The 20,940-nt window shown below is 59.7% G+C and carries 11 protein-coding genes; 9 read left to right on the top strand and 2 right to left on the bottom strand.

Going from position 1 to position 20,940, the window contains the following annotated elements:
* The first annotated feature begins 236 nt into the window (after positions 1-236).
* Positions 237-815 (top strand): class I SAM-dependent methyltransferase, encoded by a 579-nt coding sequence (locus tag ABIQ96_RS19100; RefSeq protein ID WP_348216231.1) that lies wholly within the window; start codon positions 237-239, stop codon positions 813-815.
* Between the two features lie 484 nt (positions 816-1,299).
* On the opposite strand, the gene ABIQ96_RS19095 is transcribed toward ABIQ96_RS19100, so the two are convergent.
* Entirely contained in the window at positions 1,300-2,592 is a 1,293-nt protein-coding gene (locus tag ABIQ96_RS19095) for a DEAD/DEAH box helicase (protein WP_348216230.1), read from the bottom strand.
* A 154-nt stretch (positions 2,593-2,746) separates the two neighbouring features.
* Entirely contained in the window at positions 2,747-5,677 is a 2,931-nt protein-coding gene (locus tag ABIQ96_RS19090) for a BNR-4 repeat-containing protein (RefSeq protein ID WP_348216229.1), read from the bottom strand.
* A gap of 148 nt (positions 5,678-5,825) precedes the next feature.
* Between ABIQ96_RS19090 and ABIQ96_RS19085 the strand changes: the two genes are divergently transcribed.
* The 8 genes from ABIQ96_RS19085 (at position 5,826) to ABIQ96_RS19050 (ending at position 20,939) form a co-directional block, all read left to right on the top strand.
* Positions 5,826-6,386 (top strand): ECF-type sigma factor, encoded by a 561-nt coding sequence (locus tag ABIQ96_RS19085; RefSeq protein ID WP_348216228.1) that lies wholly within the window; start codon positions 5,826-5,828, stop codon positions 6,384-6,386.
* A 26-nt stretch (positions 6,387-6,412) separates the two neighbouring features.
* Positions 6,413-8,575 carry a serine/threonine-protein kinase gene (locus tag ABIQ96_RS19080; protein ID WP_348216227.1) on the top strand — a complete coding sequence of 721 codons (2,163 nt, stop codon included), beginning with the start codon at positions 6,413-6,415 and terminating at the stop codon, positions 8,573-8,575.
* 156 nt (positions 8,576-8,731) lie between these two features.
* Positions 8,732-12,055: an autotransporter-associated beta strand repeat-containing protein gene (locus tag ABIQ96_RS19075; RefSeq protein ID WP_348216226.1), complete on the top strand. Its 3,324-nt coding sequence runs from the start codon at positions 8,732-8,734 to the stop codon at positions 12,053-12,055.
* 310 nt (positions 12,056-12,365) lie between these two features.
* Positions 12,366-15,761, top strand: coding sequence for an autotransporter-associated beta strand repeat-containing protein (locus ABIQ96_RS19070; RefSeq protein WP_348216225.1), 3,396 nt, complete (start codon positions 12,366-12,368; stop codon positions 15,759-15,761).
* A 246-nt stretch (positions 15,762-16,007) separates the two neighbouring features.
* Positions 16,008-16,280 carry a WXG100 family type VII secretion target gene (locus ABIQ96_RS19065; RefSeq protein WP_348216224.1) on the top strand — a complete coding sequence of 91 codons (273 nt, stop codon included), beginning with the start codon at positions 16,008-16,010 and terminating at the stop codon, positions 16,278-16,280.
* Between the two features lie 18 nt (positions 16,281-16,298).
* Positions 16,299-16,823 carry a hypothetical protein gene (locus ABIQ96_RS19060; protein WP_348216223.1) on the top strand — a complete coding sequence of 175 codons (525 nt, stop codon included), beginning with the start codon at positions 16,299-16,301 and terminating at the stop codon, positions 16,821-16,823.
* Positions 16,820-17,032: a hypothetical protein gene (locus tag ABIQ96_RS19055; RefSeq protein ID WP_348216222.1), complete on the top strand. Its 213-nt coding sequence runs from the start codon at positions 16,820-16,822 to the stop codon at positions 17,030-17,032. The genes ABIQ96_RS19060 and ABIQ96_RS19055 overlap by 4 nt, the downstream gene beginning before the upstream one ends.
* Entirely contained in the window at positions 17,016-20,939 is a 3,924-nt protein-coding gene (locus ABIQ96_RS19050) for an FtsK/SpoIIIE domain-containing protein (protein ID WP_348216221.1), read from the top strand. Before ABIQ96_RS19055 ends, ABIQ96_RS19050 begins: the two co-directional genes overlap by 17 nt.
* Position 20,940 lies beyond the last annotated feature (1 nt).

Raw genomic sequence — 20,940 nt, 5'->3', positions numbered from 1 at the left:
TCTACATTTGGATTTTTTTAACCACAACCGAAGCGTAGCGGAGATGGACGGACTGGAAAATCAAAACTCTCCGTCAAATGAACACAGATAAACACAGATGAGAGGGATAAGAAGTGATCATGAAGATGGATTCTCGGTGCGAGATCCCTGGAATTCATTATTTTAAAACAGCTTCTGGGTTTCCCGCCCTCTGCTTCCTCTGCTAACTCCTGTTCAAAATCCTCTCCCTATCCCGCATGAATCCCGCTGATCCGATGTTTCCACCGCGCCCGACGGCGTTGGCGCAGGAGCTTCTCCGGCCGGTGATCCGGCCGGGTGATGTGGTGATCGATGCCACGGCGGGAAACGGACATGACACAGTTTTTCTAGCGGAATGCGTCGGGGAATCGGGCCGGGTGCTGGCGTTCGACGTGCAGGAAGCCGCGTTGGTTTCCGCTAGGGAGCGGGTGGCATCGGCGGGGTTTAAAAATCGGGTGAAGTTCCTCCATGAGTCCCATGTCCGGATGGGGGAACATGTGGAAGCCGGATCCGTGGCGGCGGTGATGTTCAACCTCGGCTATCTGCCCGGAGAGGATCATAATCTAACGACTGAAGGGCAGGAGACACTCGCGGCATTGGAAGAAGCCGGGAAACTGCTCAAGCCCGGCGGCGTGCTTTCCGTGATCTGTTATCCGGGGCATCCGGCAGGCGCGCTGGAAGCGGCGGCCGTGGAGACGTGGATGGCGGCGCTGGCTAACAGCGGCTGGCGCGTGGCGAGATATGGAGCGGTGGGAACGAAAAGGCCCGCGCCGTTTCTGCTGATGGGGAGGAGATAGTGGGAAGATGGGGACAATAAGTCCCCGCTCGAATGGCACGTGGTTAGACTTTTGGCCAAAAGTTTTTGCCGTTACTTCGCGGGTTTGAAATCTGTAGGGAGATGGATTCATGGAGCCAGCGAAACGCGGAGACGCAGAGGCAGGAGAGAGGGCCGCAAAGCTGGGAAACCCCCTTAATTTTGTCTCCGCGATTCTCTCCGCGACCTCAGCAACTCCGCGTTTCGTTTCAGAAATCACTTTTGGCAACCCGTCCACGCGCATTTTGCTGCTATACCTGCCCCAAGGAGTGGCGGACTCCGATTCGCCAGAGCCCATGCGGAGTCAATGTATCGAGAGAATCGCTTTTCATGATCCTCTCATGGTCAGGCGATTCTGAGATCGCCGCTCCTTGTTTCTACTGCCATTCCTGCCGGAATACCGAGGCGACATACTCCTGCTCCATCAACGAAATCGGCCTTAACTATGTGCCATTCGTTCCGGCTCCTTATCTCCGCTTCTTGCCGCCGGTTTTCTTGCGGCGTACCGGCTTGATCGGAGCGTCATCCAACAAGGCGGTGTAAATGTAGTCGAAGTCCTCCAGCTTGCGGCGCGGGATGACCTGGTCGATGAAAATTTCCACGGACTTCGCGTAGTCGAGTTCGTCGGCGGTGAGGATGGTGAAGGCGTCGCCCTCGGCCTCGGCCCGGCCGGTGCGGCCGATGCGATGGACGTAGTCCTCGGCGTTTTCCGGGACGCGGTAGTTGATGACGTGCGAGACGCCGGAGATGTCGATGCCGCGGGCGGCGACGTCGGTGGCGACGAGAATTTCATAATCGCCGGCCTTGAATCCGGCTAGGGCTTTCATGCGGTCCACTTGGTTGATGTCCGAGTGCATCGCGGCGACTTTCGGCTGGCCGGTGGATTTGATCAGCGAGGTGAGCTGGTCCGCTTCCTTGCGGGTGCGGGTGAAAATCATGACCGAGTGGTAGTCGGTTTGTTTGAGAAGTTCTAGCAGGAGTTCGTCGCGCTGGTCCATGGCGACCGGATAGAAGGCGTGGGTGACGCTGGTCGGGATGGAGGTGCGGGCGATCTCGATGCTGGTCGGATCGGTTAGGCACCATTGGGCGAAGGTCTGGATCGCCGGTGGCATGGTGGCCGAGAAAAAGAGCGTCTGGCGCTCGTCCCACGGGCAGAGATTGACGATTTTCCGCACCTGAGGGAGGAAACCCATGTCGAGCATGCGGTCCACTTCGTCGAGGATGAGCACCTTGATTTCGCCGAAGCGCATGGAAGTGCGGTAGAAATGGTCAACGAGGCGGCCGGGGGTGGCGACGACGATGTCGGCACCGGCGGCGAGTTGTTCGGACTGCGTGCCGAGGCCGACGCCGCCGTAAAGCAGGGCGACTTTCATGCCGGTGTGCTTGCCGTATTTCTCGAACTGCTCGGCGACCTGGTGGGCGAGCTCGCGCGTCGGTTCGAGCACGAGGATCTGGGGCTTGCCCATTTTCGTGATCTTCGAAAGCGTGGGCAGCGCGAACGCCGCGGTTTTTCCCGTGCCTGTTTGGGAGGCACCAATCACGTCCTTTCCTTCGAGAATAATCGGAATCGCCTGTGCCTGAATCGGCGTAGGCGTGGTATAACCGGACTCCTCAATGGCTTCCAGAACGGCTGCGGAGAGCCCAAGTGTGTCAAATCCCATGCGGCGGCCTAGGTAAAGGGCCGGGCCGTCCGGGTCAAGATGCGATTGTTCGGAAGAAATGGGTGATTCCTTTTTAATACAGGTGTTTTTGAATGCCATGGGCGGGAAAAAGGAGCGCTTGGGGTCGGTAAATGCCCAAACCTGTTCCCCGCGAGCCGCTTCGTTTCACTGTTTGGAGTTCAATCGTCAGATTGCCTCTTCAAGAGCACGGCAAACCGCAAATCCCGGACCGCTTCCCGGCGGCACGGAAGGACTATTTCTCCTCCACCCGGAAAAACGCTTTCGGAAGATTCTGCAGTGGCGCTGGAAAATTGAAGCTGTGGCTGGTGGTGTCTCCCTGGGATGCGATGTCGGTGGCGACCTCCTGGGGAAATCCCGATAGGTCGGAGGATCCGGTGATGCGGTAGCTCCAGCCTGGAGAGGAGGACCACGAGAGGTTTCCCGAGTTGGTGGCGGGCGAGAAGGACATGGACTTGATCCGCGGGCTGTTTCTGAAGATGGCGAGCACCCGTGCGTCGAAGCTGGTGTAGGAGTTGTAGGTTCCGTTGAACCAGAGCACGGCGCGGTCGTAGCCGTGATTTTCCGGAACGATCGGGCGCAGGTTGTCCGCCGCCGAGTTCTTGGTGATTTGCTCCCATTCGAAAGTGAGTCCGCCGTCCTTGGTCACGCCCCGATAGATTTCAAATCGGGCATTCGCGCCGAGCGGCACGTTGTTCACGTCCGCGAGATCGAAGGGAGACGCGGCGTTCGAGGAAATATAGACGACGTTCGGGTTTTGGGGGTCGATGGTCATGCCTCCGCCGTAATCGGATTCCGCGGCGTAAATTGCCCGGCCGGCTTGGGCGATGAATCGCTTTTGCCATTCGGTTCCGGTCCAGCGGGCGTAGTAGTAATAGATCCGTGAAGTGGACCAGGTGGCGTCCGTGCCGACCTGGACCTGGAAGACGCAGACGGGATTTCCATCCGCCCCATAATGGATATCCCAAGTCCATCCGCGGGCCGAGGGAATCCAGTCGTCCGGTCCCTGACCCGCGCCCCAGGCGGCATTGGAATATTGATAGATCACCGACCCGCGCTGGCCGCCGCCATGATCGAGCGGAAGGTTTGCGAAGGTGTCGATGAGGGTGGCGTCGGTTTTATAGAATCCACCGGCCTTGTAATACATGTGATAGACCGAGTTGTCCACGTCGCGCGGATGGCCGTCGGTGTAGATCAGGTCCACGCGGTCGGTCCGGTTCGAGCAATAGCGCGGGTAGGGCCGGACATTTCCGGTTCCCACCTCGATGAAGGGAATCGAGGGCTGCCAGGTCGCACCGAGGTCGTCGGAAATGGTGATGGTGGGGTTGAAATTGATGTTCCGGTGGAAGTTATAGATCCGGTTGGACTCGCCGCTCAGAACGTAGGTGTTGTTATACGTGTCGTTGGCGGTGAGCGGGCGGATGATTTCGGGTCCCCAATCGGCGTCGGTGGTGGGCAGCGGCACGAGCGAGGTGCGCTGATAGAACCTGGGTTCGGCGAGGTGTTTCGCGTAAAGAATCATGAGCCGGCCGTCCGGCAGCGGTGTGATGGACGGATTGTTATGATCATCCTGCTGTTGGGAAGTGGCCGTGCTGATGATCATGTCGAACGTCTCATTGGTGGCCGGATTGTAGCGGGTGATGCCGTATTGGCCGTTCGCTTTCACATATCCGCAGAAGACCGATCCCTGATGGAAAATCGTGCGTTCGTCGTTGAACCAGGTCCAAGCGCCATCCGGTGCGATCATCAGCGAGTTTCCGGGAAGCGGAGGAATGGATTGCGGGTTGAGAGGATCGGAACCGGCGGCGACTTCCGTTCCGTCGGCGTAGGTGTCTCCGTCGGTATCGGCGATGTAGGGGTTGGTGCCGCGGGTCGCCTCGTCCGCATTGGTGAGGCCGTCGCCGTCCTCATCCGCGCCTGGGGTGAGGGGAGTGGCGAGCTTGTAACCGATGCCGTCATACCAGGTGCGCTTGTCCTGGGCGACGAAAGAGAGGTCGTCGATGTAAACGGAGAGCTTGCCGTTAGAGTCGGTGGTGGCGGTGCCGAGGGCCGCCTGGCGCAGGGCGCGGTCGGACTCGGTGGTGAGAGGCGTCGTCACAAAGGTCGATGCGGATGCCAGCGTGCCGATGGTCGCAGTGCCGCCCGCGTTGTTGTCCGAGGCGAAGTGGTTGGGCGTGGACGTGGGAAGGAAGTCGTCTGATAGATTTCCCGGGGTTCCATTGTTTTGGATGTCCGTCGGTTTCGCGGTGGCCTTGATGCGCCAATTGCCGGTGGAGGCGTCCCAGTAGTAGGCGTAAACGACGTATTGGGTATTGGGCAGGAGGCCGGTGGCGCTGGTGACCAGCAGCGGTGCGTCCTCAAGAGCTTCCGCGTTGGATTCGAACACGGTCGCGCTGTTTCCCAAGGTTCTCGTTTCCCAATTGTTGTCGAGGCCGGTGGTTCCGTTAGGAGCAGGGCTGAAAGTCTGGCCGTCCCAGCGGGTGGTGTTGGAAGTCGTCGCATCCACATAGGTGATGGCTGCCACGGGCGGGGCGGCGAGTTCGTATCCGACTCCGTCGAACCAGGTGCGGCGGTTGACGTTGAGCGAGGTCGGCATGTCGTCGATAAAGACGCGGACCTGCCCGCCGCCATCCGCGGTGAAGCTGCCGATAGAAGCTGCGAGCAAATTACGGCCGCTCTCGGTGACAACACTCGGCGCAACGTCGTGGGTGAGCGTGCTTGCGAGCACCGCGGCAGTGGCACCGCCGAGGTCTGTGGTGGCGTCCGCGGCGGAGTAAAGTGTGTTAGAGGAAGGATTGGAGGCCGAGCCGGCGCGGATGTTCCAATCCTCACCCGTGCTGGCGGGATCCCAGAAATAAACGTAGATCGTGTAGGTGGCACCCGGGGTGAGTCCGCTCAGCGTGGTTTTGAGTTCCGGAGCGTTTTCCGAAACATTCTCGCCACTTGCTTCGAAGACATTTCCACCGGAGCCCAAAACCGTGCGTTCCTCCCAATTGTTGTCCGCACCGGTGGTCCCGTTGAGCGGTGGCGAAAATGTGCCGCCGCCTGCAAGCGTGGTGTTTCCTGACGCGCCGGAGGTGGCATCCACGTAGGTGACGCCGGCGTGGCATACGGCCATCGAGGCGAGAAGGGCTGCGAAGGCAGCCATCGGGAAAAGGGGTTTCATTTCAAATTCGGTAAAATCGGCCGGGCGATTCCGGCAGTCACCCGATATAAGCGGATTTCCGAGGGAAAACCAGACAGCCGACAGATTATCATTTCCGGAAGTGGGTTTTTGATTTGCAACGGATGCTTCCCGGATTAGACGCCTATTCATGGCGGATTTCGACCAACTGCTTACGGAAGCGACTCGCAACGGGAGAATTCCATCCCGGGAACTGCTGCCCTTGGTTTACGATGAACTCCGCAGTCTGGCATCAAAGCGGATGGCGATGGAATCCGGAGCCATGACGCTGCAACCGACCGCACTCGTCCACGAGGTATGGTTGCGTCTGAGCGCCTCCAGCGATCAGACGTGGGAAGACAAGGATCATTTTTTCAAAACCGCGGCCACGGCGATGCGGCGGATTCTGGTGGACCGCGCCCGAACGAAAGCCACTCTGAAACGCGGCAACAACCAGCGGGTTCTCTCGATCGATGACGTGGATGTTTGCGCCGGTGACTTGGACGACCGCCTGCTGATGATCGACGATGTGTTGAGGCGCTTCGAGCTGGTGGATCCGGAAAACGCGGAAATCGTGAGTTTGAAATTTTTCGGCGGCCTGACCAACCAACAGATCGCCGAACTCCGCGGCGTCACCGAGCGCACCATCCAGCGGCATTGGACATTCGCCAAATCCTGCATGTTCGAGATGTTGCAGGATGAAACGCGGTGACGGCATGTTAGTTTTCAACTGATGTCATGACGCCGTCCAAACAAGTCGAAGCCTTGTTGCTAGAGAGCCTGGCGGGTATCCCCGAGGCCGGGGAGAGGCGCGTGTTTCTCGACTGGACCTGCCGGAATGAGCCGGAGCTCCGCGAGCGAATCGGAAGACTGCTATCCGTGGCCGGAAAAGCGGAACTTTATTTTGATTTCCAACCGTTCGCGCCGGGGGACGAGGACGAGGCCGTGCTGCCCGAGGAGGATGACGGGGAATCGGTGGACATCGGCCTGCGGGTCGGCAAATACCGCCTGATCCGACGTCTGGGAGACGGTGGCTGCGGCGTAGTCTATCTGGCAGAACAGGAAAAGCCCGTCCAACGCCACGTCGCTCTGAAGATGATCCGCGTGGATCTTGATCAGGAAAAAATGCTTCCGCGCTTCGAGGCCGAGCGACAGGCGCTGGCGCTGATGGATCACCCGGGAATCGCGAAGGTGTTGGACGCCGGAGCCACCGCCACGGGGCGGCCTTATTTCGTCATGGAGTGGGTGGCCGGGGAAAAAATCACCGAGTTCTGCGATCACCACCGGCTTGGGATTCCCCAGCGTCTCGAACTTTTCAACAAGGTCACCCGCGCGGTGCAGCACGCCCACCAAAAAGGGGTTATCCACCGCGACCTGAATCCATCTAACATTCTAGTCAGCATGCACGACGGAACGCCGGTTCCCAAAGTGATCGATTTCGGAATCGCCACGGGGGGCTTGATGGGGGTAGACGAGAATCCCTTGGAAAAATATGGCGCTGTCGGCACGCCTAACTACATGAGTCCCGAGCAGGCTAACAGCGACGGAAATGACGTGGATACCCGCAGCGATGTCTTCAGTCTCGGGGTGATGCTCTGTGAGCTGGTCGTCGGCAGCACGCCGTTCGAAACCCCATCCGCCGGCCATGCGGTTTCACCCACCGCCATCATCGATGGCTACCCGGAGGCGACACTCCGCGGCGTCGCGGAGAACCGTTCCTGTCCGCCTCACCGCTTGCGCGCGCTCGTCGAGGGCGACTTGGAAGCCATCGTGATGAAATGCCTGAGGCACGACCGGAAAGACCGGTATGGCACCACCCACGCGCTGACCGTCGATGTCAAACACCACCTCGACAACGAGCCTATCAGCGCCCGCCCTGGCACCCGCCGCTATCGGTTGAAGAAACTCGTCCAACGCAACAAGCTGACATTTTCCGCCGGCGCGGCGGTCTTTCTCGCATTGGCGATTGGTTTCGGCATCTCCACCTTGCTGTATTTCCGCGAGTCCGACGCCAGGCGCGAACAAGTGCGCCTCCGGCAAATTTCCGAGACCGCCCGTGCCGCGGAAGCCAAGCTGCGGCTCCGCGCCGAGGCGGGGGAAACCTGCGCCCAGGCAGCGGTGGAAATTTCGTATGGCCGGCTTGAACATGCGGATCAACTGCTTTCGGGAATTCCCGAATCCCTGGTGCCTCCCTCGCTGGAAGTCGCGGGCTCTTATGTGAAAGTCGCCGACTGGCATCGGCTCGGGGGACGCTGGCAGCAAGCCGCCGAGCGCTACACCACGGTCGTTGTTTCCCGCACGACGGTCGATTCTAGCGACGACGACAAGGTGTCCTTTTGGCTGATTCCGGCGGTCGCCTCTGCCTGTGCCGCGAGTGACTGGACCCGCTATGAACGCCTCCGGCACCTGTCCATCGATCGCTTCGCCACCACTTCGGATCCGGATATCTGCAGGCAGATTCTGAGAGTCACGCTCATTCGCCCGGTTGAAGGGGATGGCTTGGACGACATCCGGCCGTTCGCGTCGTTAGAGGAAAAACTCCCCGAGCGCGGGAAATCCAGCTTCGAGCGCTACCTGCAGGCCTGGAACTGCCATTCCCTCCAGCTCTGGCATTTTCGTTCCGGGAATCTCGAACTGGCCGACCAATGGGGTGAGAAATCACTGGTGATCGAGCCCCAAAACGATGTGTTGACCCCCTCGGTGAAGCTGGTGATGGCCATGACCGCGCAAAAGGCGGGGAGGACCTCGCTCGCTCGCGAAATTCTCGAGAAAACTTCTCCCGGGGTCCATCGCGTATTGACCGAGGGAGTGGAAAAGCACGTTTCCCCCAAGGTATCGTGGATGGATTGGATGCTCGCGGGAACCCTGTTGAGTGAGGCCGAAAGCGTGATTGGGAAATAGTCGGTTTGGAGCGGGATGGGGGAAGGGTGAAATTTTTTTCACGTCGCCTTGTCGTGTTTGATCCGGGTTTTCCGCTAAGGGGAGTGTGGAGAGCCATTTTCTCCACAAAACCCCGCCTTCCTCCCGAAAACCCCTTGCCGCCAGCCCATTGGCCTTATGAAACCCAAATTCCGTTTTCACCCCGTTCTTCTCAGTCTAGCAGCTTTCGCCTTCGCCCACACCATTGCCAGTGCGGCGAACTACACCTGGGATCTCAGCACGACCGCTGGCACGCAAACCGGTGATGGGACATGGAATACCAGCACCGCCAACTGGTCCACCAACGGCACGACACTCTCGGCCTGGCTCCAAACCAATGCCACCACCGCTCTTCACACCGCAGCCTTCGCCGGAACGGATGGCACCTATTCCATCACCTTGGGTGCCAACGTGGCGGCCCAGTCTCTGACATTCAGCAACAGCGGCTACACGCTGAGCGCCGCCAGCGCCCAGAACGTCACGCTTACGAATACCGGCAACGGTGTCATTCTGGTTGCCAGTGGCAAAACCGCCACCATCGGAAACAACGCGAACATCCTGTTGAACGCCGCCAGCAACACGGGAACCAGAGTGGATCTCTCCACCGCCGGGATTCTTGAAATCGCCTCGGGCGGCACCGTGTCCCGCACCGGACAAGTCACCACCGGCTTCAGCACGACTGGCGGCACACTCGGCTTCATGGGAAGCGGCACGATCAATGTCGCGGGCACCCTGTCCTTCAACGTTGCCACACCCGTGGCCAATGGTGGCATCGTCTTGGCCGCCAACGCGGGAAATAGCAACATTCTCAATGTAAACGGCGGCACGGTCAGTTCAAATAGCACCATCAACGGAATTTCGTTAGTCGGTTCCGGGACCAGCGCCACCTTGACCGTGAACTCCGGCACCGTTTCCACCACGGGGACCGCAGCTGTCACTTCCGGCATCAATTTGGCTAACGGAAGCGGCACCACCGGCACCGTCAATCTCAACGGCGGCACCATCAGCACCTTCCAGATCAATAGCAACTATTACAACGGAAGCAATGTTCTCACCACGGGTGGCACGAGCAATTTCAACTTCAACGGCGGCACACTGAAAGCCATCGCCAACAACACCTCCTTCATGGCCGGCCTAACCGCAGCCAATGTGCAGGCGGGCGGCGCGGTGGTGAACTCCAACGGCTTCAACGTCACCATCGGCCAGTCGCTTCTGCACGACAGCGCCTTGGGACTGACACCGGACGGAGGACTCACGAAAAATGGAGGTGGCATCCTAACCCTTTCCGGAGGCAATACCTACACGGGAGCCACTTCGGTGACGGCGGGCACTCTCGCGCTAACGGGTTCCCTCACATCCTCCATTGCGGTTGGCAGTGCCGCCACACTCAGCGGCACCGGCAGCACCACGGGATCGATCACCTTCAATTCCGGTTCCTCATTGACAGTCGATCCCACCGATGAACTTGCTGGAAACGGCGTGTCCTTCGCCGGCAGCACGACCCTCAATTTTTCAAGCGCCATTACCGCTGGCAACACCTATGACGTGATCGACTTCGGTTCGGGCTCGTTGAGCGGAACCGGCAACATCATCAAGACTTCACGCGGCACTTTCGGCACGTCCGGAACCATCCTCCAATTCACGGCCGGTTCGGTATCGACCAACACTTGGAACACCACGAGCGGCACCTGGCAGGTCAGCACTTCCAGCCCTTGGATCAACTCCAGCGACAACCAATTCTGGAACGGCGACACCGTGATTTTCGACGACACCCCGGGAGCCAACGCCAGCGTCACCCTCAGTGGTGCCTTGGTTCCGGCGGCCGTGACGGTCAACAACTCCTCGGTCAGCTACACCTTCAGCGGTTCAGGTTCTATCAGCGGAGCCTCCACCCTGACCAAAAACGGCAACGGCACGCTGAACATCGGCACGACTAACAACTACACCGGCGCCACCAATATCAACCTCGGCACGGTCAACCTCACCGGCGGTCTCAGCGGAACCGCCATCACCGTGGCGAACGGTGCCAACCTGAACGTCAGCTCCACCGGGGTGATTTCCGGCAGCTCATCCCTCAACACCAGCGGTGCCGTCGTCCTCGCCGGCAGCAACACCTACAGCGGCACCACCACCATCGGAACCGGCGGCTCTCTCAATCTCGGCGACGGGACCACCAACGGATCGATCACTTCAACCACGATCGCCAACAACGGCAGCCTTGTTTACGACACCACCGGCACCCAGTCGTTCTCGCATGCTGTCACCGGCTCCGGAACCGTGACCAAACAAGGCTTGGGTACGCTCACCCTTACCAGTGCCGCTGCAAGCTCTTCCGGGGGCACCAACATAACCGCGGGAAAACTCATCGCCAACTCCGCGTTCCTCAACGCAGGATCAATCAACATCGCCGCGGGCGCCACCCTGACCTTCACCGGCAGCGCCTCTAGCAGCAGCACGGTCACCGGAAGCGGGGCCATCCTCAACGATACGGCAAATACCATCGTCTTCACCGGCGATCACACCGCCTTCACGGGAACGTTCACCCACAGCGCGGCGGCTAACAACACCCAGTTCAACTCCGCCACCTCGGGCAGCGCCAACGCCGCCTACACCATCAGCGCCGGTGAGTTGATCTTCGCCGCGAACGGCAACTACACCGTCCAGTTCGGCTCTCTTTCGAGCACGGGCGGCAACATCCGCGGCGGAAACAGCGCCACAGGAACCACCACCCTCGAAGTTGGAAATCTCAATTCCAACACCTCCATCGCCGGCAACCTGAACAACGGCACCACCAAGACCATCGCCCTTACCAAGGTCGGCAATGGCAGTCTCACGATTAACGGCACGAACAACTACACCGGTGCCACGACCGTTTCCGCAGGCACCCTTCTCATCAACGGCTCTCTCGGCGCGACCGCCGTCAGCGTTACCGGAGGCACCCTCGGCGGTTCGGGAGCCATCGCGGGAACCGTCTCCATCACCGGTTCGGGAACTCTCGCTCCGGGCACTTCGCCGGAAAGCCTGAAAACCGGAGCCCTCACCATGGGAAGCGGCAGCACCTTGGCCTACGAAGCCGTCGATGCCAGCGCCACCGGTGCGGACTTGGTCGCTGTTAACGGCGCTCTCTCGCTCACCGGCGTCACGCTCGATCTATCCGGTGCTGCCCTTGCCGGTGCTTTTTGGAGCCTCGGTAACAAGCTCACCCTTATCAGCTATTTCGACGGAGGGGCGGGCATCACCTCCGGATTCGCCAACGGTTTTACCGACGGAGCGACCTATACCTATGGCGGAAACCAATGGCTCTTCGATTACAATGACACTGTCGCGGGAGGTAACTTTTCGACCGACGCCAGCTCAAACAGTCAGAACTACTTCGTGACGATGACTGTGGTGCCGGAACCCGGTGCCGCTCTCCTCGGTGGCATCGGACTTCTGGCGCTTTTCAGAAGAAAGCGTTCATGATTCCGCTGCGAATGAATTTTTGAAGACGCCCGTCCCCGCCCGGGGATGAGCGGATTCTGTCTCGATGGACGATTGGGTTGTCCATTGGATCCAAAAGTGTCGGGGCCTAATGGGTTTGGCCCCGACACTTTTGCCCTTTCGACCGCGTTCCACATTTTTTCAGGAAATTTTCGGAGCCGCCTGTCGTGTTTGCTCCGCGGAATCCGCTAAGGGAGATGAGCGGGCCCTTTGTCTGCTCGAACCCGATCCGATCCACCGCGAGCGCCCAACTCCGCGGTGAAACAAATCCCAGTTTGTATCCCTAGATCCCATGAAACCCATCCAACGATTCAATCCATTCCGTTGTAAACTCGTTACGTCGGCCGCCGCCGCTTTTATCGGCCTGACTTCCCCAAGGCTCCTTGCCGTAAACTACACCTGGGACCTCAGCGCGACCGCCGGCACGCAAACCGGCAGCGGAACCTGGAGCACGGCCGCAGCCAACTGGTCAACCGACGGCATCACTCTCTCAAACTGGCTGCAAACCAGCGCCACGGTCGCGCTTCACACCGCGACATTCGCGGGTGTGGATGGCGGATCCTATGCCATCACCCTCGGTGGTGGCTTGGCTGCTCAGACTCTAACATTCAGCAACAGCGGCTACACGTTGAGCGCCGCCAGCGCCCAGAATCTCGTGCTCGGCAACGTCGGCAACGGCGTCATTTCCATCGCCAGTGCGAAAACCGCCACCATCGGAAGCAACGCGAGCGTCCTGTTCAACGCCGCCAGCAACACCGGTGCGCGGACCGACCTCACCACCAGCGGAACGCTGGAAATCACTGCGGGTGGCACTCTTTCCCGCACCGGACAAGTGACCACTGGCTTCAGCACGACTGGCGGCACACTCGGGTTCATGGGAACCGGCACGATCAATGTCGCAGGCACCCTTTCCTACAACGTGGCAACCCCCGTCGCTTGCGGCGGGATCGTCCTCGCTGCCAACAGCGGCAATAACAACGTTCTCAACGTCACCGGCGGCACCGTCAGCTCCAACAGCACCATCAACGGCATCGCGCTCACTGCTGCGGGTGGAAATCCAGCCTCGGCGACGAGCGGTATCTTGACGATTTCCTCCGGCCTGATCTCCACGACCGGCACGGCGGGCGTTACCTCCGGGATCAATCTGGCCAACGGAACGAACACCACCGGCACGGTAAACCTTAACGGCGGCACCATCAGCACCTTCCAAATCAACAGCAACTATCTGAACGGAAGCAACGTCCTCACCACGGGCGGCACCAGCAATTTCAACTTCAATGGCGGCACGCTGAAAGCCATCGCTAACAACACCAGCTTCATGGCGGGACTCACCCGCGCCAACGTCCGCAATTCCGCCGCTGTCATCGATACCAACGGATTCGGCATCACGATCGGCCAGGCTTTGGAGCACAGCAACATCGGCGGTGACAACGCAACCGATGGCGGCTTGACCAAGAATAGCGGCGGCGTCCTTACCCTATCGGCCACGAGTACCTACAACGGAGCAACCACGATCAATGGAGGAACGCTCGCCCTCACCGGCAGCCTCACTTCCAACATCACGGCTAACAGCGGTTCCACGGTCACAGGCATCGGCAGCACGTCGGGCTCCCTGTTGATGAACACGGGCTCCACACTTCAGGCCAACTCGATTACAGGAATCCTGACTGCAAGTGCGGGAGTCAATTTCGCGGGAGCCACCACCTTGAGCTTCGACGGCACTCTATCCACCGGCAGCACTTATGACGTCGTCGCTTACGGTGCCGGAGGCGTGACCAATCTATCCAATCTCATATCGGTTTCCCGTGGCACGATTACGAACGACACGCTGAACTCCAAGATCACCTTCACCGCAGGCACCACTTCCAACCGCACCTGGGGCACGACCAGCGGCACATGGGAGGCTGGAGGGGCCACCTTGAACTGGGTCGAGGGCGATAAAAGATTCTTCAACGGGGACTCGGTGGCCTTCGGCAATCCGGCCACCGCCTCCGTAATTTCACTCACAGGATCGCTGGTGCCGTCCGACGTCTCGGTAATCAACACCAACACCTACACCTTCTCGGGACCCGGCTCGATCATCGGAACGACGTCGCTTACCAAGGATGGCACAGGCATCCTAAACATCACCGGTTCCCACACTTACACCGGGGTTACCTCGGTTTACGCCGGTACACTGAATCTTTCCGGAGGACTGAAAGACACCTTCATCAATATCTCCGCGGGTGCCGTGATGAATGTCAGCTCAACCGGATCCATCAACGGCACCGCCTCGCTTTTCAACAGCGGCACTGTGGTGATCGCGGGCGCTAACACCTACACCGGTAGCACTACCCTCGACGTGGGCGCAAGCATCCAACTTGGAGACGGAGTCACGGACGGCTCCCTCGCATCGAGTTCGATCGCAAATGGAGGCATCCTGACTTTCAACGCCGTCGGGACACCGACCTATGCGAACCCGATCAGTGGCAGCGGCAGCGTCACCAAGACCGGAGCGGGCACGATGACACTTTCGAGTGCCGCTAGTAGTTTCTCTGGCGGCACGACGGTAACCACCGGCACATTGTCGGCCAACTCGACCGGCCTCAGCGGGGGACCCATCGCGGTCGCGACCGGAGCGACCCTCTCGCTCACCGGCGGCATCAACGCCAGCACGGTCACCGGGGCCGGCGCGATCATCAGCCCCGGCGGAAACAGCTTCAACGGCGACTTCAGCGGCTTCACGGGAACCTACACCCACAACACCAACGGAGCATCCACCGTTTTCAACACCGCCACCTCCACCAGCAAGAATGCCGCCTACAACATCGCGGCCGTGCAAGGCGCCTCCCAAGGCATGATCGCCGGCGGCAACGGTGACTACACCTTGGAAATCGGAGCCTTCAGCGGCGTGGCGACTTCTCTCTTCCGCGGAGGCAATGTGGCCACCGGCACCACCACCCTCAAGATCGGAAATCTGAACACGGATACCCTTTTCGAGGGAGCCATCAACAACGGAGTCACCAAGATCATCGCTCTAACGAAAGTCGGCACCGGCAAGCTCACCCTCACGGGCGGCACCAATACCTACTCGGGTGATACCCTCGTCTCCGCCGGTACCCTGGCCGTGGGCGGCACGGCGATCAAGGATACTAACAAGCTCATCATCGCTGGCGGAAAAGTGGAACCTACCGGCACCGAAGTCGTGGACACCCTCTATTTCGGAGCCACCCAACAAGTATTGGGAACCTACGGTGCCACAGGATCGGGCGCAGCCCACATCGACGACGTCCACTTCTCCGGCACCACCGGCGTGGTCAGCGTGACCACCGGCCCCGTCGTCGGATATGCGAGCTGGGCGACCCTCAACGGCGCGGCAGGCGGAGTCACCGCGGATCATGATAGCGACGGTGTTTCAAACGGCGTCGAATACTTCATCGGCGGTCCTAACGGAAATACCACCGGCTTCACGCCTCTGCCCGGCGTGACCACTGCGGGGGCCGTGCGCAGCGTCACCTGGACCAAGGCCGCCGATTATCCCGGCGTTTATGGGACCAACTTCATCGTCGAAACCTCCGCCACGCTCTCCTCCGGATCCTGGGTGACGGAAACTGTTGGCGGAAACGTCGCCATCAGCGGCAACTTGGTCACCTACACCTTCCCGGCCGGAGTGAAAAACTTCGTCCGCCTGAAGGTCATCGAACCCTGAATCCCGGGGCCGGGCGGAACGCCGGGGGCCAGTCGAAATCCGCCGTCATGCCTGCCCGGCATGACGGCGATTTGCGTTGGCGGCGGAAGGATTCATCGGACCGGGTATTCCTCCGGCGGCGTGTTAGCGTTGTTAAGATCCTGTAAAACTTGGGTGTTCCGGCGGTTTTGCATTTGGCAGCCCGCCGAAAAGGGAGTCTGCTGATTGAGGAAGGAATTGTAGGGAAATACGACCGCCCGCGAATTTATGTCACAAGCCATCATCGACCCCGAGGAAGTCCGTCGTTTCGCGGCGGAATTGAAGCGTTTCAACGGCGACCTGCGCGAGCGGACCGGCTCGCTGATGGCCCGGTTCACCGCGCTGGGCGATACCTGGCAGGATCAGGAACAGGAAAAGTTCGCGACGGAGTTTACCCAGTTGATGAAGACGCTGAAGTCTTTCCTCGAACTTTCCGACCGCCACACGCCCTACCTCTTGCGCAAGGCGGAGCGCATCCAACAGTATCTCGACCAGCGCTGAGCCATCGGAAAACCCGCGATGTCCGAACAAGTCAAAATTTCCTCGATCGACGCGCTCGAAGCGTTTCGGGCGGACTTGATCCAGTATATCGCCAAGGCCCGGGTCGCGCTCGAAGACATGGAAGGCGATGTCCGCCGCACCCAGACGTGGCTCGATACCGACCGCACGCAGTATTGGGGCGGGCAGATGAAATTGTGGACGAAAAATCTCCATCAGGCCGAGCAGGAACTCTACAGCGCCAACCTCACGAATCCTCAGGCAAGCAATGCATTTCAAAAAATGGCGGTCTTGAAAGCCAAGCGGAAGCTCGACGAGGCCGAGGATAAAATCCGCGTCCTCAAGAAGTGGCGGCAGACGTTTGAAAACCGCGCGACGCCACTGCTGCGTCAGCTCGATCCGATGTTCTACCTCGTCGGCCAGCAATTGCCCAAAGGCGTTTACTCGCTCGGCGAAGCGATCAAGGCCTTGCAGGACTACGCCGAAACGCACGCCCCGGTCCCGGCCAAGGCACCCGCGCCAACCGAAGAGGGAGGTGAGCCATGAGCATGTCCGGCAGCAAGGGCCTGCTGACGCTGGCCACCCGCAACCTCCAGGCGCGATGGGGCGAGACACGCTTTTCCTGGCGCGACCGCAAGGCGCAGGAGTTTGAAGAGTTGTATCTATCCGATTTGATGAACGGCGTGAATTCGGCCCTGCGCGTCATCGACGAACTCGATAAATTGCTAGAAAAAGTTCATGCAGACTGCGACTGAATCCATCGATCTCCGCTCTGTCGGTGAAAAGCTGTTGGAATTGAAATCCGGCATTTCCGGAATCATTTCCAGCGAGAAGGATCTGATCAAGAACCGGGCCGAGCGCATGGTCGTGGTCCGCCGTGAAATGGCCCAGCGCGAGGAAGCCGGAGTGGAGAAGCTGAACCGCCGGCTTCAGGAACTGGCAGCCATCCGCCAGCACGCGATCGACCGCGAACAGGAGCGGATGAGCGCCCGCAACGAATGGATTCACAAGGCTTATCATTCCAGCCGCGCGGCATTGGCAAACCGCGCCCAAGGAGTGAAGGACCGCCGGATCGGCCAGGTGCAGGGCTCCATCATGCGGAACCGCCAGGCCCGCCAAGAGGAGCTCAAACTCGCCACCGAAGCGCACCAGGCATTCCAACAGCAACTCGCCGCCGATCGTGCGACACGGCGGGATTTGCGGAAAACTATACTAGCAGACTTAAGATCCTACCGGCTATTGCTGAGGAAACGTTTGGTGGGCAAGCGCGTGAGTGCCCCCGTGGAGGTTCAGGATAACAGTTCGTGCAATCCAGAGAAACTCCGTGTTTTGCTTCATGAGCAACTTGAGGTGGCAAAGGTCACGGTGGATGCTGTCGGAGCATTGGCTCTGGCAAAACTGTTCCGTCTTGTGCCGCTTTCTTTGATCCTCGCGGTGATCATAGTCGGATCCATATGGAGTGCTTTTCGTTCAGGTGGTGGGGGTATGGGGTCTGTGATGTTCTACATGGGGATCTCCGTCTCCGTGACGCTGTTTATTTGGGAACTTGGATGGTTCCAAGCACTTGGAGTCATCAGTAAAGCGGAGGGGGCTTTGGCGGCGGCTTGGATGTTGGAAATTTCGGCGGACAAGCAATCCGCCGCCCGTCTCGCTGCTATGGCAGCCGAGATCAAGTCGGAGAATGACGCGGAAGGGCAGAACCTCAGCGAAACGTTCCGCGAGTCGGACAGCGAATGGAAAGCTCGCGTCAACCAGGGGCAGAAGAAGCTCGACCAGCAGTTCGCCCGCATTCCGGAAACCGTCGGAAAGCAACATGCCCGCAAGCTCGCGAAGATTGAAGCGGCGCATGAGCAATCCATCGCCCAAGCCCAGGCGGATGCCCACGAACAAACCCGCCTGGTCGAGACATCGAGGACGCAAGTGAATACGGTGATCGACTCCGACGTGGATGGGAAGATCCGGGATCTAACGAAGCCGTGGAATGCAGGCGTCTTGCCGGTTTTCGAATCGCTCGCTTCCCTGCAGGAACAATCTCTATCAAATTTTCCCGCATGGTCCCACGAAGTTTGTGAAAACTGGACTCCGCCGGACGAAGCGTCACCGGCCATCCGCATTGGTCGGATCGAAGTGGACTCCGCCAAGCTGGCGGATGGAATGCCGCACGATCACCGCCTTGCCTTGCCGGAAGCGGGGAAATTTTCCGTACCGTTTTCACTCGGATTTCCCGATCAGGGTTCGCTTCTGATCGAAAGCGATGGCTCGGGCGGTGACTCCGCCACGCTGGCGCTCAACTCAACAGCCCTCCGCCTGTTAGCCGCGCATCCTCCGGGGCGCGCTTCGTTTGTTTTCATCGATCCCGTGGGCCTCGGCAAGGATTTCGCCGGACTGATGCATCTCGCCGATTACGAGGAAACGCTCATCAACCACCGCATCTGGACGCAGAGCACGCAGATCGAGGAGCGTCTCGCGGAACTGAATGACCACATCGAAAAGGTCATCCAGATGTATCTTCGCAACGAGTATGCGACGATTACCGAGTATAACCAACAGGCGGGCACCATCGCCGAAAAATATCGCTTCGTTGTCATCGCCGGATATCCCGCCGCCTTCAGTGAAACATCGGCCAAGCGGCTTCGTTCCATCGCCTCGAGCGGCCCGCGTTGTGGCGTCCATCTTCTGATCCAGCGCGACATGCGCCTGCCATCACCGGACACCACGCTCGATGAAGAACTTCGCCGCGCCTGTCTGCGAGTCACGTTGAAGAACGGAATTTTCCATTTGGAAAACGCCCCGCATGGCGCGGAAACCGTGATCTTCGACGCGCCTCCGACTCATGAGGATGCCATCACGCTGGTGCATCGCATCGGCAAGGCCAGCATCGACTCTAACCGCGTGCAGGTGCCGTTCGGACACATCGCTCCGCCGGTGGATCAACGCTGGACTTTCGACACCACCGACGAGCTGCGGGTTCCTATCGGCCGCACCGGGGCGAAGAAACTGCAGATGCTCGCGATTGGTAAAGGCACCCGCCAGCATGCGCTGGTCGCAGGCAAAACCGGATCCGGAAAATCGACGTTGTTTCACGTCATCATCACCAACCTCGCGCTATGGTGCAGCCCCGAGCAGGTGGAATTCTATCTGGTCGATTTCAAAAAAGGCGTAGAGTTCAAATGTTACGCCGCGAAGCACCTGCCGCACGCGCGGGTCATCGCCATCGAGAGTGACCGGGAATTCGCGCTGAGTGTGCTGCAGCGGATCGACGATGAGTTAAAACGCCGCGGCGAATTGTTCCGCAAGGCGGGGTCGCAGGACATGGCTGGATACAAGAGTACGGCGGGCCATGAACCTCTGCCGCGCAGTTTGCTGCTCATCGACGAGTTTCAGGAATTTTTCACCGAAGACGATGCCGTCGCGCAGGAAGCTTCGCTGCTGTTGGATCGGATCGTCAGACAGGGTCGCGCGTTCGGAATCCACGTCATCCTCGGTTCGCAAACGCTCGGCGGTGCCTACACGCTGGCTCGCGCCACGCTCGGTCAGATGGTCATTCGCATCGCACTCCAGTGCAACGAGACCGACGCCCATCTCATCATGGACGATGACAATCCCGCACCCCGTCTGCTCACGCGTCCGGGTGAGGGGATCTACAACGATCAGGCCGGCGCGTTCGCTGCTAACAGTCCGTTTCAAATCGTCTGGCTGCCCGAACAGGAGCGCGACGCCGTGCTCGATGAAGTCAACCAACTCGCCGCACGCGAAAGCAGACTGCCGCCCGCGCCGATTATTTTCGAAGGAAATGCGCCTGCCGATATTCGTGACAATTTCGAACTGGCGAAGCTGCTCCGCTCGCATCCGTCCGTCCGTCCGGTCAAAGCATTTGCCTGGCTGGGAGCGCCGAATTCCATCAAAGGGCCGACCGAGGCCGTGTTCCAACGTCAGAGCGGCAGTCACTTGTTAGTCGTCGGCCAGTCCGCCGAGCGGGCCTTGTCGCTGCTCGCGATCAGCATCGTTTCGCTCGCGGCCCAATATCCCTCCGGTCAGGTCGAGTTCGTCATCCTCGATCCCCACGCCTACGATAACGGGGCTAACGGCTATTTTCAAAAATTGGCCTTCAAGCTTTCCTGCAAGATCCTCATCGGTGGGCCGGCCGAAGTTCCCGCGCTGATGGGGGAACTTGCCGCAGAACTCGAAAGGCGCGGTCCGTCCTCCGGGCGTGATGCTCCGGAAGTGTTCCTCATCGTTCATGACCTCCAGCGCTTCAAGTTGTTGCGCCCGGGCGACGAGTTCATGTTTTCAACGGATGACGACGCATCCGCCGGCCCGAATCCGTCACAAGCCTTCGCGAACCTGTTGAACGAGGGTGGCCCGGTCGGCATGCACGTTCTAGCAGCCACCGACACCTGGAACAACGTCAGCCGCTGGATCCCGCGCAAGCTGATGGCCGAGTTCGAAATGCGCGTGCTGTTCCAAATGAGCGCCAACGATTCCTCGAACCTCATCGACTCGCCCGCCGCCACCACGCTCGGTCTCCATCGCGCGCTGTTCCACAACGAGCACTACGGCACCCTCGAAACCTTCCGGCCTTATGCCATGCCGGATGATGGATGGCTGGAGGAAATCGCGGCTTTTGGTGAAAGTGGTCAGGAAATTTCGCACACCAGTTGAA

The sequence above is a fragment of the Luteolibacter sp. genome (assembly GCF_039920825.1).
Lineage (GTDB): Bacteria > Verrucomicrobiota > Verrucomicrobiia > Verrucomicrobiales > Akkermansiaceae > Luteolibacter.
This window is presented reverse-complemented; position numbering and strand designations above follow the sequence as displayed.

Bases quoted from the DNA above. Each gene is read 5' to 3' on its own strand.
- ABIQ96_RS19100 (WP_348216231.1), top strand. From the start codon at position 237: ATGAATCCCGCTGATCCGATGTTTCCACCGCGCCCGACGGCGTTGGCG.
- ABIQ96_RS19095 (WP_348216230.1), bottom strand. From the start codon at position 2,592: ATGGCATTCAAAAACACCTGTATTAAAAAGGAATCACCCATTTCTTCC.
- ABIQ96_RS19090 (WP_348216229.1), bottom strand. From the start codon at position 5,677: ATGAAACCCCTTTTCCCGATGGCTGCCTTCGCAGCCCTTCTCGCCTCG.
- ABIQ96_RS19085 (WP_348216228.1), top strand. From the start codon at position 5,826: ATGGCGGATTTCGACCAACTGCTTACGGAAGCGACTCGCAACGGGAGA.
- ABIQ96_RS19080 (WP_348216227.1), top strand. From the start codon at position 6,413: ATGACGCCGTCCAAACAAGTCGAAGCCTTGTTGCTAGAGAGCCTGGCG.
- ABIQ96_RS19075 (WP_348216226.1), top strand. From the start codon at position 8,732: ATGAAACCCAAATTCCGTTTTCACCCCGTTCTTCTCAGTCTAGCAGCT.
- ABIQ96_RS19070 (WP_348216225.1), top strand. From the start codon at position 12,366: ATGAAACCCATCCAACGATTCAATCCATTCCGTTGTAAACTCGTTACG.
- ABIQ96_RS19065 (WP_348216224.1), top strand. From the start codon at position 16,008: ATGTCACAAGCCATCATCGACCCCGAGGAAGTCCGTCGTTTCGCGGCG.
- ABIQ96_RS19060 (WP_348216223.1), top strand. From the start codon at position 16,299: ATGTCCGAACAAGTCAAAATTTCCTCGATCGACGCGCTCGAAGCGTTT.
- ABIQ96_RS19055 (WP_348216222.1), top strand. From the start codon at position 16,820: ATGAGCATGTCCGGCAGCAAGGGCCTGCTGACGCTGGCCACCCGCAAC.
- ABIQ96_RS19050 (WP_348216221.1), top strand. From the start codon at position 17,016: ATGCAGACTGCGACTGAATCCATCGATCTCCGCTCTGTCGGTGAAAAG.